Here is a 14015-nt window from a genome sequence, read left to right as displayed (position 1 = left end):
GAGGAGAAGATGAGGATTTCTGGTCAACTCGCAACTACCCTACTTCGCAGCTACATTCGGCGAATAAGGCTTGATAGCCTCATTGCGCGCCTGCAGATAACCTGCATCCCGCAACCCATGCCCACCGGTGCTGCCCAGCACGGTCACAGGCACCATCTCCGGCGCAGCTGGCACCACAGCCCCCTCAGCCTGCCTGGCTGGCACAGCTGCCGTCTTCTGCAACGCCATCGTGATCTGCGGACTGTCACAAGTCAGCGCGCGCACCCGGTCCTTCCACTGGACTGAAGCCGCGCAGTCCGTCAGCGCCTTCCAGGTGTAGCCCACAGCCTGCAGCTCGGCACTGGTCACCGTCGTGACCAGGGAGCCGTTCTGGCTCACCGCGATCACATGGACGGTTTTCCCGTGCATCGTCATCTGCCCGACCACATGCAGGCCCTTCTGGCCATACGGCTCCGGAAACTCATTTACCCCGACCGGCTGCAACGTCCTGAGCGCCGGCTTCAGCCACGCTGTTGCCCTGGGTGTGACTTTTGTAGAGCTTGAAGAACTCCGGCTTGTACTTGCGTTCCTCCACCGACACCACGCCGCCCCGGTAGCCGCCGTGGACCTTGCGGAGTCAGCATTGAAATGATGGGCGGATCTGTCCAATCGGCCCATTGTTCCTTTGCCTTTGCCTTTGAAAAATTTCGTCACGTACCGGTTAAGATATCGGCCATGGAAGCGTGGCAGAGTGGTCGATTGCACCGGTCTTGAAAACCGGCAAAGGGAAACCTTTCGTGAGTTCGAATCTCACCGCTTCCGCCAGACGGCCCAGCACAGGCCCGAAGTTATACAAAACATCCCGATGACCTTCCCCTTGCGTTCATGGCCTGCTGTTGTCGGACTGCTATCGGCAATTTTCTGCAGTACTGCTGCTGCCCAGGCGCCTGTTCCTCCGGGTGTGCACCTGGGCATGAGCGCCTCCGAGTTGCGTGAAGCGGTGCCGGGGCTTCAGCCCGTTCGGCGGCCGCAGACCGTCGCTGGTGCTGTCGGCAGGTGGCGGGTTGATGGTGTCCAGCAGGCCGATCTGGTTTTCGACGAGACCTTCTTTTTTGCGGAGCAAACGCTGCAGCGTGTGGAACTGGTCCTGCAACCGGGTACGTCCGCGCAACCCGACGAGGTTTTCGCGCATCTGGTGGCTTCGCTGCGCGCCAGTTACGGACCAGAACTGCCGCTGCACGGCGGTTTGTCCAGTGTGGAGGCGGGGAGCGCCTCCTGGGTTCACGATGAGATGGACATTCTGGCCCTGCAGTCGGGTTCTGCGAGCCAGACCCGCGTGCGCCTGATCTACAAAGCGCGTGTTCTCAAGGACGCCAGCGAACTTTAGGGAAGCGCTGAATAAGTCCCCTGCGGCGCGCGATCAGCGAATTTCTTGCCAATAGCCAGCTATTGGCTGCGAAATCCGCCTTGCATTCCATCCCGATCCGGCTGCCGCGCATCCGCCAGGACTTATTCAGCGCTTCCCTGGTGCCTGATGCTCCGGCTCAATGCGCGCCGAGCATGCCCTTGCTTTCGATAAAAGCCACCACCTCCGCCAACCCCGTGTTGGTCTTCAAGTTGGTCATGACAAAGGGCTTCAAGCCTTTGGCCGTGGTGCGCATGCGAATGGTGTCGGCTTCCATCACCGCCAGGTCGGCGCCCACGTAGGGAGCCAGGTCGGTCTTGTTGATGACGAACAGATCGCTTTTGGTGATGCCGGGGCCGCCCTTGCGCGGGATTTTTTCGCCGGCTGCCACGTCGATCACGTAAATCGTCAGGTCGCTGAGTTCAGGGCTGAAGGTCGCGGCCAGGTTGTCGCCGCCGGACTCGACAAACACCACGTCGGCATCGGGAAAGTCTTCCAGCATGCGGTCGATCGCCTCGAGGTTGATCGAGGCGTCTTCACGGATCGCGGTGTGCGGGCAGCCGCCGGTTTCCACGCCCATGATGCGTTCGGCCGCCAGCGCGCCGCTGACGGTCAGGATGCGCTGGTCTTCCTTGGTGTAGATGTCGTTGGTGATGGCCACCAGGTCGTACTTGTCTTTCATGGCCTTGCACAACATTTCCAGCAAAGTGGTTTTGCCGGAGCCGACGGGGCCGCCTATGCCGACGCGCAAGGGCGGGAGTTTCTTGGTGCGGTTGGCGATGTGGTGCATGCTCATGAGCGGAACAATCTGGAGTATTGGGTTTCGTGTTGCGATGAAAGAATCGCCAGCATGGGCGAAAAGGCCTGGCGTTCGTGGTCTTCAAGTGCCATGGCCGTGGCGATGGCGGTCGGGATTTCTGCGGCCAGCCGGGCCAGTATGCGCTGGCCGGCGCTCTGGCCCAGCGGCACCGATTTGAGTGCGGCCTGCATCATGTTTTCGGCCCAGCCGAAGGCGTAGGCGGTCAGGCAGTCGGGCACATTGGCTGCCAGCGGCGAAGCGGCCAGCGCAAAGGTGACGGGGTAGGTGGGTGGCAACTTCGCGCAAGCGTCTATATCCGCCTCGCTGACGCTGTGGTGGTTGCGCAGCCATTCCAGCAGGGAGCGCCCCATCTGCTCGGCCTGCGCCCGCAGCTCGCTGGTTTCGCGGGTCTGCAGCACCCAGTCGTTGAGGGCATTGATCTTGTTTAGATGATTGTTGCGCCAGGCCGGGATGGCCTGCCCGATCACCGCGAGGTCGCCGCGCGCCAGGCTCAGGTGCAACTGGTCGCTGAGCCAGTCCGACGCTATGCTTTCTGTAGCTACTCCCGCCCGTTCCACGCCGGCTTCCAGCCCTTCGGAGTATGAAAAGCCGCCGACGGGCAGGGCGGGCGAGGCCAGCCAGATCAGCTGCAGCAGGCTGGCGGCCGGCAGGGGCTGGGCCATCGCGCTCAATGGCTGTGCGGCTTGTGGGGGTGGATCTGGACCGGCACCTCGTGGTGCTCATGACCGTGATCGTGGTCATGCTTGCAGTCCGGGCCGTGCACATGCGGCGCGGGTGCCGCCGCGGGCGCGTGGGCGTGAGCATGTCCCCCCTCATGCGCATGGCCGTGGCCGCCAGCGCTGTAGGCGCCGCCTTCGGGCTCGAAGGACTCGCTGACTTCGTTGACGATCAAATGCATGGACCGCAGCATGTCCGCCAGCACGTGGTCGGGTTCTATCTTCAGGTGGTCGGGCTTGAGCTCGATAGGCACATGGCGGTTGCCGAGGTGGTAAGCCGCGCGCGTCAGGTCGAAAGGACTGCCGTGGGTGCTGCAGGCCGTGATGCGCAGCACGGTTTGCGGCGCGGCAATCACCTTGACCATGGAGCCGTCTTCGGCCACCAGCACGTCACCGCCGCGCACCAGCGTGCCGCGCGGCAAAAAGATGCCGAGCTGCCGGCCCAGCGAGTCGGTGGCTTCGAAGCGGCTTTTCTGGCGCACGTCCCAGTCGAGTTCGACGGTGGCCGCGCGTTTGAGCAGCACGGGTGCCAGGCCGGCGCCCTGCGGCATGATTTTGGAAACCTGGAGCATGAAGAAAATTCAGTTCAGAAAAGAAAGTAGCGTTGTGTCATTGGCAGGCTCACGGCGGGTTCGCAAGTGAGCAACTGGCCGTCGGCGCGCACCGAGTAGGTTTGTGCATCGACCTCCATTTTCGGCGCGTAGTCATTGTGGATCATGTGGCGCTTTTGCACGCCGCGTATGTTTTTCACGGCGGACAGATTCTTGGCCAGGCCGAACCTCTCCTTGATGCCGCCGGCCAGCCCGGCCTGCGAGACAAAGGTCAGCGAGCCTTTGGCAATCGCGCCGCCGAAGCCGCCGAACATCGGGCGGTAGTGCACCGGTTGCGGTGTCGGGATGGAGGCGTTCGGGTCGCCCATCGCGGCCATGGCGATGAAGCCGCCCTTGAGGATGAGCGCCGGCTTGATGCCGAAGAAGGCCGGCTTCCAGACCACCAGGTCCGCCCACTTGCCGAGTTCGATGGAGCCGACCTCGTGCGCGATGCCGTGGGCAATCGCCGGGTTGATGGTGTATTTGCTGATGTAGCGTTTGACGCGGAAGTTGTCGTTGCGCTCCGTGTCGCCCGGCAGCTTGCCGCGCTGCTCCTTCATCTTGTGCGCGGTCTGCCAGGTGCGGATGATGACTTCGCCGACGCGGCCCATGGCCTGGCTGTCGCTGCTCATCATGCTGATGGCGCCCAGGTCGTGCAGCACGTCTTCGGCGGCAATCGTTTCCTTGCGGATGCGGCTTTCGGCAAAAGCCAGATCCTCGGCAATCGCCGGGTCGAGGTGGTGGCAGACCATCAGCATGTCCACATGTTCGTCCAGCGTGTTGACGGTGTAGGGCATGGTCGGGTTGGTCGAGGACGGCAGGAAGTTCTGCTCACCGACCACCTTCAGGATGTCGGGTGCGTGGCCGCCGCCCGCGCCTTCGGTGTGGAAGGCGCACAGGGTGCGCCCCTTGGTGGCGGCAATCGTGTTCTCGACAAAACCGCTTTCATTGAGCGTGTCGCTGTGAATGGCAACCTGCACGTCGGTTTCTTCGGCGACGTCCAGGCAGTTGCTGATGGCGGCCGGAGTCGTGCCCCAGTCCTCATGCAGCTTCAGGCCGATCACGCCCGCATCGATCTGTTCGTGCAGCGCGGCCGGCAGGCTGGCGTTGCCCTTGCCGAGAAAACCCAGGTTCATCGGAAAAGCGTCAGCCGCCTGCAGCATGCGCTCGATGTTCCACGGCCCGGGTGTGCAGGTGGTGGCGAAGGTGCCGGTGGCCGGCCCGGTGCCGCCGCCCAGCATGGTGGTGACGCCCGAGGTCAGCGCTTCCTCGATCTGCTGCGGGCAGATGAAGTGGATGTGCGAGTCGATGCCGCCGGCGGTGACGATCATGCCTTCGCAGCTGATGATCTCGGTGCCGGGGCCGATGATCATGTCCACGCCGGGCTGGGTGTCGGGGTTGCCGGCCTTGCCGATGGCTGCGATGCGCCCGCCCTTGAGGCCAATGTCGGCCTTGACGATGCCCCAGTGGTCGATGATCAGCGCGTTGGTCATCACGCAGTCCATCGCCCCTTCTGCACGCGTTTTCTGCGACTGCGCCATGCCGTCACGGATGGTCTTGCCGCCGCCAAATTTCACTTCCTCGCCGTAACTGCCGGCGCGCAGTGTGTAGTCGGCCTCGACCTCGATCATCAGCTCGGTGTCGGACAGCCGCAGGCGGTCGCCTACGGTGGGGCCGAACATTTCTGCGTAAGCGCGTCTGCCTATGGTTGCCATCAGATTTTTCCCTGTACCAGGCCGCGAAAGCCGTAAATTTTTCGTTCGCCGGCGAAGTCCACCAGCTCCACCGTGCGCTGCTGCCCGGGCTCAAAACGCACGGCCGTGCCGGACGCGATGTTGAGCCGCATGCCCTGCGCGGCGGCGCGGTCGAAGGCCAGCGCGCCGTTGGTCTCGGCAAAGTGGTAATGCGAGCCGACCTGGATGGGCCGGTCCGCGGTGTTTTGCACCACCACGCTCAGGGTGCGACGGCCGGTATTGAGCGGATGGTCGGGGCCATCGGTGAATATTTCGCCAGGAATCATGACCGTCTCATTTGTCTTTGTTGGACAGCCAGATCGCCAGCACAACCAGGCCGCCCAGGGCCACAAAACCCCAGGCGTCGGTGGCATGCCAGTGGGCGCCGGCCATCAGGTGGCCGTCATGGCCAAATGAGGCTCCAGCCCATGTTGTTATTGCGCAAGTAGCTATAGTTTTGAGAGCAAGGCTGGTTTTCATGGTGCGGGCTTTTTGCAGGGGTGGATGATTCACACAATCGGCTGGTGCACGGTGACCAGCTTGGTGCCGTCGGGAAAGGTGGCTTCGACCTGGATGTCGGGGATCAGCTCGGGGATGCCGTCCATCACGTCGGCGCGCGTCAGAATCGTGCGGCCTTCGCTCATGAGCTGGGCCACGGTTTTGCCGTCCCGTGCGCCTTCCATCACGGCGGCGCTGATCAGCGCGACGGCTTCGGGGTAGTTCAGTTTCAGGCCTCTGGCCTGGCGCCTCTCGGCCAGCAGCGCGGCCGTAAAAATGAGCAGCTTGTCTTTTTCTCTGGGGGTCAGTTCCATGGGTTCTCCGGGGTCGGCTGCAGCAGTGGACGCTCTGCCGGGGTGCAAGAATGGTGCCACACGAATGGGCCCCGTAGCGCTGGTTTTCCCTCTGTGGCATGGAATCTGCACTTGATGAGGCTCCGCCTTATGACGTATTGACACCCCATGGACGCCACCGCCACGCCGCCGCCCCTGCCGACCCAGGCGGTGCCCCCGTGGGCGCCCGCCATGCCTGCGCAGGCGGGGCCCGAGGCGCCGGTGCAGCGCATCATCAAGGTCCGACGCGACTACAACAGCTGGGTCGCCAGCGAAACCATGGAAGACTACGCGCTGCGTTTCACGCCGCAGCGCTTTCGCCGGTGGTCCGAATGGCGGGTCGCCAATACCGCGTTTGGTGCGGCCTCCTTCCTGATCCTGGAAGCGGTGGGCGCCACCTTGCTGGTGAAGTACGGCTTCACCAACGCGTTCTGGGCCATCGTTGCCACCGGCCTCATCATTTTCATGGCCGGCCTGCCGATCAGCGTTTATGCCGCCCGTTACGGCGTCGACATGGACCTGCTGACGCGCGGCGCCGGCTTCGGCTACATCGGCTCGACCCTGACCTCGCTGATCTACGCGTCCTTCACCTTCATCTTCTTTGCGCTGGAGGCGGCGGTCATGGCCTATGCGCTGGAGCTGGCGCTGGGCATTCCGCCAAGCTGGGGTTACCTGATCTGCGCGCTGGTGGTCATCCCTCTGGTTACCCATGGGGTGTCGGCCATCAGCCGCTTGCAGGTCTGGACGCAGCCGCTCTGGCTGATCATGCTGGTGGTGCCGTTTGTGTATGTTTTGGTGCGTGATCCAGGGGCCTTTGCGGGGATAACGCACTACAAAGGTGAAAAAGGCACGAGTTCAGGGTTTGATTTGCACTTGTTTGGTGCTGCTTTGACGGTAGGCATCGCGCTGATCACCCAAATGGGCGAACAGGCCGACTACCTGCGTTTCATGCCGGTGCGCACGGCGGCCAACCGTCGCCGCTGGTGGGCCGGCGTACTGGCCGGCGGCCCCGGCTGGGTGTTGCTCGGCGTGGTCAAGATGCTGGGCGGCGCTTTTCTCGCTTACCTGGCGATCCAGCACATGGTGCCGCTGGAGCGCGCGGTGGACCCCAACCAGATGTACCTGGCGGCTTATGAATACGTGTTTCCGCATTACGGCTGGGCGGTGGCGGCGACGGCGCTGTTCGTGGTGATCTCGCAGCTCAAGATCAACGTCACCAACGCCTATGCAGGATCACTCGCCTGGTCCAACTTCTTCTCGCGCCTGACGCACAGTCACCCGGGGCGCGTGGTCTGGGTGGTGTTCAACACGCTGATCGCCTTCATGCTGATGGAGATGAATGTGTTCCAGGCCCTCGGTGATGTGCTGGGCCTGTATTCCAACATCGCGATTGCCTGGATGATGGCGGTGGTGGCTGACCTCGTCATCAACAAACCGCTGGGCCTGTCGCCCAAGGGCATCGAGTTCAAGCGTGCGCACCTCTACGACATCAACCCGGTCGGTGTGGGGGCGATGGCACTGGCCTCGCTGCTGTCGGTCACCGCGCACCTGGGCCTGTTCGGCCCGCTGGCCCAGGCTTTTTCTGCGGTCATTGCGCTGGGCACGGCCTTTGTCACCTCGCCGCTGATTGCCTGGGCCACGAAAGGGCGCTATTACATTGCCCGTCAGGGGGAAGCGCCCGAGGCCGATGCCCAGGGCAATTACAAACCCTATGCCCTCAAGCGCTGCGTGATCTGCGAGCGCGACTACGAAGGCCCGGACATGGCGCATTGCCCGGCCTACCAGGGGCCCATCTGTTCGCTGTGCTGCACGCTGGATGCGCGTTGCGGCGATTTGTGCAAGCCGCAGGCCAGCCTGTCGGCGCAATGGTCGGCCACGCTGCGCTGGCTGCTGCCGCGCCGTATCTGGCCGTATCTGGACACCGGGCTCGGGCACTTCCTGCTCTTGATGCTGATCATCGTGCCCCTGCTGGCCAGCGTGTTCGGCCTGCTTTACCACCAGGAAATGCGCGCCTTGCTGGACCTGCAGGCCGCCTCCGAATCGGCGCTGCGCTCCGGCTTCCTGAAGGCCTACATGGCGCTGCTGGTGATTGCCGGGCTGGTGGCCTGGTGGCTGGTGCTGGCGCACAAGAGCCGGCAGGTGGCGCAGGAAGAGTCGAACCGCCAGACGCACTTGCTGATGAGGGAAATCGAGTCGCACCGCCAGACCGACGAGGCCCTGCAGCAGGCCAAACGGGTGGCGGATCTGGCCAACCAGGCCAAGAGCCGCTACATCAGCGCCATCAGCCACGAGTTGCGCACGCCGCTCAACAGCATCCTCGGTTATGCGCAACTGATGGGCGAAGACACGTCGATTCCGCTGCACCGCCAGCAGGCGGTAGGCGTCATCAAGCGCGGCGGCGAACACCTGCTCTCGCTGATCGAGGGAACGCTGGACATTGCGCGCATCGAAAGCGGCAAACTGACGCTCAATGTCAGGCCCATGCACTTTGCCGACTTTGTGCAGGAGATGGCCGGCATGTTCGAGCTTGAGGCGCAAGCCAAGGGGCTGGGCTTTCACTTCGAGTCCGAAGGCACGCTGCCGGTGGTGGTGCGTGCCGACGAAAAACGTGTTCGGCAAATCCTGATCAACCTGCTGGGCAACGCCGTCAAGTTCACGGCCAGGGGGCGCATCAACCTGCGCCTGAAATATGCGCGCGAGATGGCCAGCATCGAGATAGAGGACACCGGCCCGGGCCTGTCGGCGCAGGAAATCGAGCGCATCTTCGAGCCCTTCACGCGGGCGTCAACACCCGGCCCCGCTGCACCGGGCGCGGGCCTGGGGCTGACGATTGCCAAGATGCTGACCGACCTGATGGGCGGCGAACTCACGGTGGCCAGCACGCCCGATGTCGGCTCGGTGTTTCGCGTCAAGCTGTTTTTGCCCGAAGTGCGGCTGGCGCCCGGCGCGGCGCTGCCGGCGCCATCGTCGCGTGCGCACAAGGCACGTTACGGTTATGCGGGGCCGCGCCGGCGCGTGCTGGTGGTGGACAACGAGGAGGCCGACCGCGAACTGCTGGTCAATGTGTTGCAGCCGCTCGGTTTCGAAATACGCACGGCCGCCAGCGGTCACGACTGCCTGGACCTGCTGGCCGCCGGCTACCGGCCCGAGGTCATCCTGATGGACCTGGCCATGCCCGGCATCGACGGCTGGGAGACCCTGCGCCGCCTGCGTGCGGCGGGCCATGCCGATATTCACCTGGCGATCGTGTCGGCCAACGCCTTCGACAAGGGGCTGGACAACGACGTCGGCATCCGTCTCGAAGACTTCATCCTCAAGCCGGTGCGCCACAGTGAGTTGATCGACTGGCTGGAGCGGCGCCTGGCGCTGGTCTGGCTGGAAGCGCCGCCGCAGGCGCCGGCCGCACCGGCGCCGGCTGCGCTGCCGCGCATCTACCCGCCCGCGGCGCAGCTCGACGCCTTGCGCGAGGTGGTCAACCTCGGTTATTTTCGCGGCATCATGAATACCCTCGACGAGATCGAAAAATCACAGCCGCAAAGCGCCGGGTTTGCCGCCGAAATGCGCGGCCTGGCGCGCCAGTTCCAGTTTGAAACCATGAGCCAGCAGCTCAGCGAGGTGCCGACATGAACGACCGCACACTCGCGCACACGCTGGACCGCGCCAACAGCGACGTGGTGCTGATCGTCGACGACGTGCCCGACAACCTGTCAGTGCTGCACGACGCGCTCGATGAATCGGGCTACACCGTGCTGGTGGCCACCCACGGCGAAGCCGCCTTGCAGCGCGCTGCCCAGGCCCTGCCCGACATCGTGCTGCTCGACGCGATGATGCCGGGCATGGATGGCTTCGAGGTGGCCAAGCGCCTGAAGGCCGATGCGCGTACCGCGCACATTCCCATCATCTTCATGACCGGGCTGACCGAGACCGAGTACCTGGTCGCCGCGCTGGAATCGGGTGGTGTCGACTATGTGACCAAACCGATCAAGCCCAAGGAAGTGTTGGCGCGCATCGGTGTGCATTTGCAGAGCGCGCGCGAAAAGCGCCAGGCGCGCAACGCCCTGGACGCCTTTGGCTACGCCACCATCACGGTGCGAGCCAATGACGGCAAGCTGATGTGGCAGACACCGCTGGCGCGCGAGCTGCTGCAGCAGTATTACGGCACCAGCGCGCCGCAGACGCCTGCAGCCGTGCTGACCTGGCTACGGCGCAACCTGGCCGATGCCGAGCGGCAGATCGAGCCGCCGCGCCTGGTGTGCGAGAGCGCTGCCTCGGTCGCGCGCCGGCTGACCTTTCGACTGCACCAGCAGACTGGCGACGACGACTGGCTGATCATCATGCGCGAGGAGTCCGACGACACCGTGATCCAGGCCATGAGCCTGAGCTTCAAGCTCACGGCGCGCGAGGCTGAGGTGTTGTATTGGGTGGTCAAAGGCAAGATCAACCGCGACATCGGCGACATCCTGGGCACCAGCCCGATGACGGTGAAAAAACACCTGGAGCGGGTGTTTGCCAAGCTTGGCGTGGAAACCCGCACGGCCGCGGCCGGCATGGCCATGAGCCGGATCCGGCTGCTGCACCCGCAGTTTGAGCAATAGATAGAGCCCCCACGTTCGCTCGCTGCGCGTAGCTCTCTGCCCCCCGAGGGTGCGCTGCGCCTGCGGACTGGCAGAGCCAGATCCGCGGCCCCTGCTTGAAAATACCTCCTCGGAGGGTGTTCTGCGCCTTGCTTCCTGCGTCTCAGTAATGGCTTTGTGCGCGCAGGCGTGGTAACGGTTACAATAAGCGATTCGGTAAAGCATCAGCTTTTTACATCGAAGCCCCCTTACCACGCGGCTTCCTTCTCAAATGCGGCGCTTCCAAGAGCCCGAATTCACAGTGTTTTCAGTGCCCCTACAGCGCTGAACCCTCTCAAACACTGTTCCATTTCCGGCGAGCACCTCCCCCAACGGTGCCCACGCAAGGCTCAACCAGCCAGTCCTTTATGTTGTAAAGCTTGGCGGTCAGGACCCGAACACGCGCGGGCTTGCTTGCAAGCCGTTATTTCCTTATTTATCAAGCCGGGAAAAATACCCGGCATGGACTTTATGAACATCGATCACACCAACATCGCGGTGGGCAAGTACCTTGTCTCCCCGCTCGCCAAACCGCAGGGCGAAGGCCTTTACGCGGCGTCGGTCTCCATCCGCTCCGGGCGCGGCAGTGCCACGCATGACCGCGTGCTGCGGTTCAGCGGGCTTTTTGACAGCGCCGCGGCTGCCGTGCAGTACGCCACGGAACACGCCCTCGGCTGGATTCACGAGCGCACGTCGCCGGTTTGCGCCTGAACGGCTTTGCCCGATCACCTGCACGACAGATTTTTTTCAAATTCCCAAGGAGTTTTCATCATGGCCAAAGAAGAACTGATTGAAATGCACGGACTGGTCAACGAAGTGCTGCCGGACTCGCGCTTTCGCGTGACGCTGGACAACGGCCACAAGCTGGTGGCCTACACCTCCGGCAAGATGCGCAAGAACCATATCCGCATTCTGGCGGGCGACCAGGTGTCGCTGGAGCTGTCGCCTTATGACCTGAGCAAGGGGCGCATCACGTTCCGGCACATTGCCGGCCGTGGCCCAGGCCCTTCGCGCACCCACTAGTCGCAAGCCACTCTTTTATAGATCATTTTGGCTGCCAGTCCTTATCGGGCGGGCGGCAATAGCTATTTTATTGATAGCAATAGAACGCCGACTCAGGGCCGGGGCGCGTTGTCCGCAGAACTCGGTGGCCGCGCCATCCAGGCGAACATCGACGAGCGCATCGCTTCCTCAACCGTCATCGCAATCGGTTGCACCCATTCGACAGGCACAAAAACGGTGTAGCCGCCGATCATGTAGCCCATCGGCAAATACACCGCCACACGTTCCCCCGGCAGAAAGCCCGCGGGCAGATCCGAAAAACTGCGGCGCGTGATCAGACCCACAATTTCGAGCCCGTTGTCCGGCATGCGCAGGATCACCACGCTTTGTTCGCCCTGTTTGCCCGTGGGCGAAAAGTAGTCGGCAAAACTCTTGAGCGACGAGTAAATGCTTTTGACGACAGGCAGGTTGGTGAACGGCAGCTCGACAACCAGCAGCGCCTTGCGCACGCGCGGTTTGGACACCAGGTAGCCGATCAACACAATGCCCAGCATGCCGACCACCAGCCCCATGCCAGGAATGTAGAAGTCGCCGAACAGCGGCCGCAGGATCCACAACGTCAGGGTCTCCATCCATGCGAGCATGATGAAGAGAAGGTACAGGGTCAGGGCCAGCGGCAGGATGGTGATCAGCCCGCGGAAGAAATATCTGTAGAGCTTTTTCATGGTGGTTTCAAAAAGGGAAAAACGGGCCGGGCAGGGTGGTGAGCGAAGCCCCCCAATATACCGAAGCTCTGTGGCTCGTCCCGCGACCAGGTGTGGCGTTCAACGCTGCCGTGTAGGTCTGGCCCTACCTTTGCTGGGGTCCGCTTCCGGCACTCGCTCCTGCGTGAGGTGCTTATCTTTGGGTTTCGTACTTAACAAGGAGAAATCACATGCCCATCATTGCCTGGTTACTCGGTGTACCGATCAGCGTCATCATTCTCTTGATGTTGTTCGGCGTTTTTTAAATCCGGGAGGCACTTCATGCTTCGCAAACTGCTTGTTTTCGCCATCACCTCCGGGCTGGCGGCCAGGCTGTATCGCCGCTACGCCAGCAGGCGCAACCCGCCTGTAACGCCGCTCAGGCCAGCTGCGACGCGGCGTCGGCGTGCCGGGGCGCAGAGCGATTCGAATTGACACCCTGCCCCGGCCTCACCCGCCGGGGCATTTCCATATAGCACCCACCACGGCGCGCTGCTCATTCCATCTTCGACACCGGTCCAAAGCAGGCCTGGAGAGAGGCCTTCTCGCAGACCAGCATCTTGTCGCGCTGCGGACTGAACTGAATGAAGCGGGTGATCTGTTCACCCGGCCCCTCCAGCAGCGCCCCGGAACAATCCTTCTTGTCGTTTTGCCGGACCACGGTCTCCACAAGTTTGTAGAAACCGTTGGCGTCCGGCAGCTTCGCGACCTCGTATGTTTTTTCGGCCACTTCCTGCCCGCTGGTGCTGAGCACCGTGCGGTTGCTGCGGTACTGCCACGTCTCGGTACAGCTGCCCCCGAAGAGCGACCAGGACCAGGTGCCTGTCAGCGGGGGAGCGTTCGCCGGCGCGGATTCTCCGGCGGCCTGCAGCAGGGGAGCGGCCATCAGCAGGCAGGCAGTAAAAAGCAGTTTTCGCAATCGGGGCTTCCTCATAGGCAAGGGATGGAGCTGAGTGGCCAATGCTACTCCCTTGCAGCCGGCCCCTTGTCAGGCGCCGGCCGGACAACCCGCGCAGCTATTGAGGAAAGGCGTGGCTATAGTGGGGTATGTTCACGCTGAAGGAGACCCCATGAAAAAGTTCACCCTCTCCCCGTTGTTGTTGTCGTTGTTGCTCGGCGTGTTGTCACCCGTCCACGCCCAGAGCATCGGCGAGGTGGACACCGTGTTCAAGTTCATCGGGCCCGATCACAAGATCGTGGTCGACGCCCATGATGACCCCAAGGTCAGGGGCATCACCTGTTACGTTTCGCGGGCCAAAACGGGGGGCATCAAGGGGGCCGTGGGTTTGGCCGAAGACAAATCGGAGGCGTCCATTGATTGCCGCCAGGTGGGGCCGATTTCGTTTGTCAAACCGCTGCCGCAGCAGGAAGAGGTTTTCAGCGAGAGGATATCGCTGGTTTTCAAGAGGATACGCATCGTACGCATGGTCGATGCCGCCCGCAACACCCTGGTGTACCTGACGTACTCGGACCGGGTGATTGAAGGCTCGCCGCAAAACAGTGTCGCAGCGGTTCCTGTTGATCTCGCCATGAAAATTCCGTTGCAGCCTTGATGCCTCCCGGCGGTGCGAGGGGGGGCACGCG

Annotated in this window: 17 protein-coding genes and 1 tRNA gene; 8 read left to right on the top strand and 10 right to left on the bottom strand. The window is 62.9% G+C overall.

Features of this window, described 5'->3' with window-relative positions:
• Positions 1–39: 39 nt before the first annotated feature.
• Positions 40–408 (bottom strand): hypothetical protein, encoded by a 369-nt coding sequence (locus tag B7X65_RS04245; protein ID WP_293592973.1) that lies wholly within the window; start codon positions 406–408, stop codon positions 40–42.
• A gap of 308 nt (positions 409–716) precedes the next feature.
• Between B7X65_RS04245 and B7X65_RS04240 the strand changes: the two genes are divergently transcribed.
• Together B7X65_RS04240 and B7X65_RS04235 are read left to right on the top strand one after the other, a co-directional pair.
• A tRNA-Ser gene (locus tag B7X65_RS04240) sits at positions 717–804 on the top strand.
• Positions 805–952: 148 nt separating this feature from the next.
• Entirely contained in the window at positions 953–1366 is a 414-nt protein-coding gene (locus B7X65_RS04235; protein ID WP_293592971.1) for a hypothetical protein, read from the top strand.
• Between the two features lie 157 nt (positions 1367–1523).
• On the opposite strand, the gene ureG is transcribed toward B7X65_RS04235, so the two are convergent.
• From ureG to B7X65_RS04200, 7 genes are read right to left on the bottom strand one after another with little or no spacing between them, the layout of a single operon-like run.
• Positions 1524–2180 (bottom strand): urease accessory protein UreG, encoded by a 657-nt coding sequence (gene ureG, locus B7X65_RS04230; protein ID WP_293592969.1) that lies wholly within the window; start codon positions 2178–2180, stop codon positions 1524–1526.
• Complete coding sequence (locus B7X65_RS04225; protein WP_293592967.1) at positions 2177–2866, bottom strand: urease accessory UreF family protein; 690 nt, start codon at positions 2864–2866, stop codon at positions 2177–2179. Before B7X65_RS04225 ends, ureG begins: the two co-directional genes overlap by 4 nt.
• Before the next feature lie 5 nt (positions 2867–2871).
• Positions 2872–3492, bottom strand: a complete 621-nt coding sequence (gene ureE / locus B7X65_RS04220) for an urease accessory protein UreE (RefSeq protein WP_293592965.1) — start codon at positions 3490–3492, stop codon at positions 2872–2874.
• Positions 3493–3506: 14 nt separating this feature from the next.
• Entirely contained in the window at positions 3507–5225 is a 1719-nt protein-coding gene (gene ureC / locus B7X65_RS04215) for an urease subunit alpha (RefSeq protein WP_293592963.1), read from the bottom strand.
• Positions 5225–5530: an urease subunit beta gene (locus B7X65_RS04210; RefSeq protein WP_293592961.1), complete on the bottom strand. Its 306-nt coding sequence runs from the start codon at positions 5528–5530 to the stop codon at positions 5225–5227. Before B7X65_RS04210 ends, ureC begins: the two co-directional genes overlap by 1 nt.
• A gap of 7 nt (positions 5531–5537) precedes the next feature.
• Positions 5538–5723 (bottom strand): hypothetical protein, encoded by a 186-nt coding sequence (locus B7X65_RS04205; protein ID WP_293592959.1) that lies wholly within the window; start codon positions 5721–5723, stop codon positions 5538–5540.
• Between the two features lie 29 nt (positions 5724–5752).
• Complete coding sequence (locus B7X65_RS04200) at positions 5753–6055, bottom strand: urease subunit gamma (RefSeq protein ID WP_077592967.1); 303 nt, start codon at positions 6053–6055, stop codon at positions 5753–5755.
• 210 nt (positions 6056–6265) lie between these two features.
• Here B7X65_RS04200 and B7X65_RS04195 point away from each other — a divergent pair, with 210 nt between their 5' ends.
• The 4 genes from B7X65_RS04195 (at position 6266) to infA (ending at position 11709) form a co-directional block, all read left to right on the top strand.
• Positions 6266–9700 carry an ATP-binding protein gene (locus B7X65_RS04195; protein ID WP_293593026.1) on the top strand — a complete coding sequence of 1145 codons (3435 nt, stop codon included), beginning with the start codon at positions 6266–6268 and terminating at the stop codon, positions 9698–9700.
• Positions 9697–10668, top strand: coding sequence for a response regulator transcription factor (locus B7X65_RS04190; RefSeq protein WP_293592957.1), 972 nt, complete (start codon positions 9697–9699; stop codon positions 10666–10668). Before B7X65_RS04195 ends, B7X65_RS04190 begins: the two co-directional genes overlap by 4 nt.
• Before the next feature lie 489 nt (positions 10669–11157).
• Positions 11158–11397, top strand: a complete 240-nt coding sequence (locus tag B7X65_RS04185) for a hypothetical protein (RefSeq protein ID WP_293593024.1) — start codon at positions 11158–11160, stop codon at positions 11395–11397.
• 60 nt (positions 11398–11457) lie between these two features.
• Positions 11458–11709: a translation initiation factor IF-1 gene (gene infA, locus B7X65_RS04180; RefSeq protein WP_077592971.1), complete on the top strand. Its 252-nt coding sequence runs from the start codon at positions 11458–11460 to the stop codon at positions 11707–11709.
• Positions 11710–11801: 92 nt separating this feature from the next.
• Here the strand turns inward: infA and B7X65_RS04175 are convergent, their stop codons facing one another.
• A complete protein-coding gene (locus B7X65_RS04175) occupies positions 11802–12413 on the bottom strand; it encodes a DUF502 domain-containing protein (RefSeq protein WP_293592955.1) in 612 nt (203 codons plus the stop codon).
• Positions 12414–12713: 300 nt separating this feature from the next.
• Between B7X65_RS04175 and B7X65_RS04170 the strand changes: the two genes are divergently transcribed.
• Positions 12714–12866 carry a hypothetical protein gene (locus B7X65_RS04170; RefSeq protein ID WP_293592953.1) on the top strand — a complete coding sequence of 51 codons (153 nt, stop codon included), beginning with the start codon at positions 12714–12716 and terminating at the stop codon, positions 12864–12866.
• 61 nt (positions 12867–12927) lie between these two features.
• On the opposite strand, the gene B7X65_RS04165 is transcribed toward B7X65_RS04170, so the two are convergent.
• Positions 12928–13350 carry a hypothetical protein gene (locus B7X65_RS04165; protein ID WP_293592951.1) on the bottom strand — a complete coding sequence of 141 codons (423 nt, stop codon included), beginning with the start codon at positions 13348–13350 and terminating at the stop codon, positions 12928–12930.
• 151 nt (positions 13351–13501) lie between these two features.
• On the opposite strand from B7X65_RS04165, the gene B7X65_RS04160 reads away from it, so the two are divergent.
• Positions 13502–13984 (top strand): CreA family protein, encoded by a 483-nt coding sequence (locus B7X65_RS04160; protein ID WP_293592949.1) that lies wholly within the window; start codon positions 13502–13504, stop codon positions 13982–13984.
• Positions 13985–14015 lie beyond the last annotated feature (31 nt).

This window comes from Polaromonas sp. 39-63-25 (assembly GCF_002278925.1).
Lineage (GTDB): Bacteria > Pseudomonadota > Gammaproteobacteria > Burkholderiales > Burkholderiaceae_C > Polaromonas.
This window is presented reverse-complemented; position numbering and strand designations above follow the sequence as displayed.

Excerpts from the sequence above, each read along its gene's own strand:
- B7X65_RS04245 (WP_293592973.1), bottom strand. The coding sequence starts at position 408 with ATGCACGGGAAAACCGTCCATGTGATCGCGGTGAGCCAGAACGGCTCC.
- B7X65_RS04235 (WP_293592971.1), top strand. The coding sequence starts at position 953 with ATGAGCGCCTCCGAGTTGCGTGAAGCGGTGCCGGGGCTTCAGCCCGTT.
- ureG (WP_293592969.1), bottom strand. The coding sequence starts at position 2,180 with ATGAGCATGCACCACATCGCCAACCGCACCAAGAAACTCCCGCCCTTG.
- B7X65_RS04225 (WP_293592967.1), bottom strand. The coding sequence starts at position 2,866 with ATGGCCCAGCCCCTGCCGGCCGCCAGCCTGCTGCAGCTGATCTGGCTG.
- ureE (WP_293592965.1), bottom strand. The coding sequence starts at position 3,492 with ATGCTCCAGGTTTCCAAAATCATGCCGCAGGGCGCCGGCCTGGCACCC.
- ureC (WP_293592963.1), bottom strand. The coding sequence starts at position 5,225 with ATGGCAACCATAGGCAGACGCGCTTACGCAGAAATGTTCGGCCCCACC.
- B7X65_RS04210 (WP_293592961.1), bottom strand. The coding sequence starts at position 5,530 with ATGATTCCTGGCGAAATATTCACCGATGGCCCCGACCATCCGCTCAAT.
- B7X65_RS04205 (WP_293592959.1), bottom strand. The coding sequence starts at position 5,723 with ATGAAAACCAGCCTTGCTCTCAAAACTATAGCTACTTGCGCAATAACA.
- B7X65_RS04200 (WP_077592967.1), bottom strand. The coding sequence starts at position 6,055 with ATGGAACTGACCCCCAGAGAAAAAGACAAGCTGCTCATTTTTACGGCC.
- B7X65_RS04195 (WP_293593026.1), top strand. The coding sequence starts at position 6,266 with ATGCCTGCGCAGGCGGGGCCCGAGGCGCCGGTGCAGCGCATCATCAAG.
- B7X65_RS04190 (WP_293592957.1), top strand. The coding sequence starts at position 9,697 with ATGAACGACCGCACACTCGCGCACACGCTGGACCGCGCCAACAGCGAC.
- B7X65_RS04185 (WP_293593024.1), top strand. The coding sequence starts at position 11,158 with ATGAACATCGATCACACCAACATCGCGGTGGGCAAGTACCTTGTCTCC.
- infA (WP_077592971.1), top strand. The coding sequence starts at position 11,458 with ATGGCCAAAGAAGAACTGATTGAAATGCACGGACTGGTCAACGAAGTG.
- B7X65_RS04175 (WP_293592955.1), bottom strand. The coding sequence starts at position 12,413 with ATGAAAAAGCTCTACAGATATTTCTTCCGCGGGCTGATCACCATCCTG.
- B7X65_RS04170 (WP_293592953.1), top strand. The coding sequence starts at position 12,714 with ATGCTTCGCAAACTGCTTGTTTTCGCCATCACCTCCGGGCTGGCGGCC.
- B7X65_RS04160 (WP_293592949.1), top strand. The coding sequence starts at position 13,502 with ATGAAAAAGTTCACCCTCTCCCCGTTGTTGTTGTCGTTGTTGCTCGGC.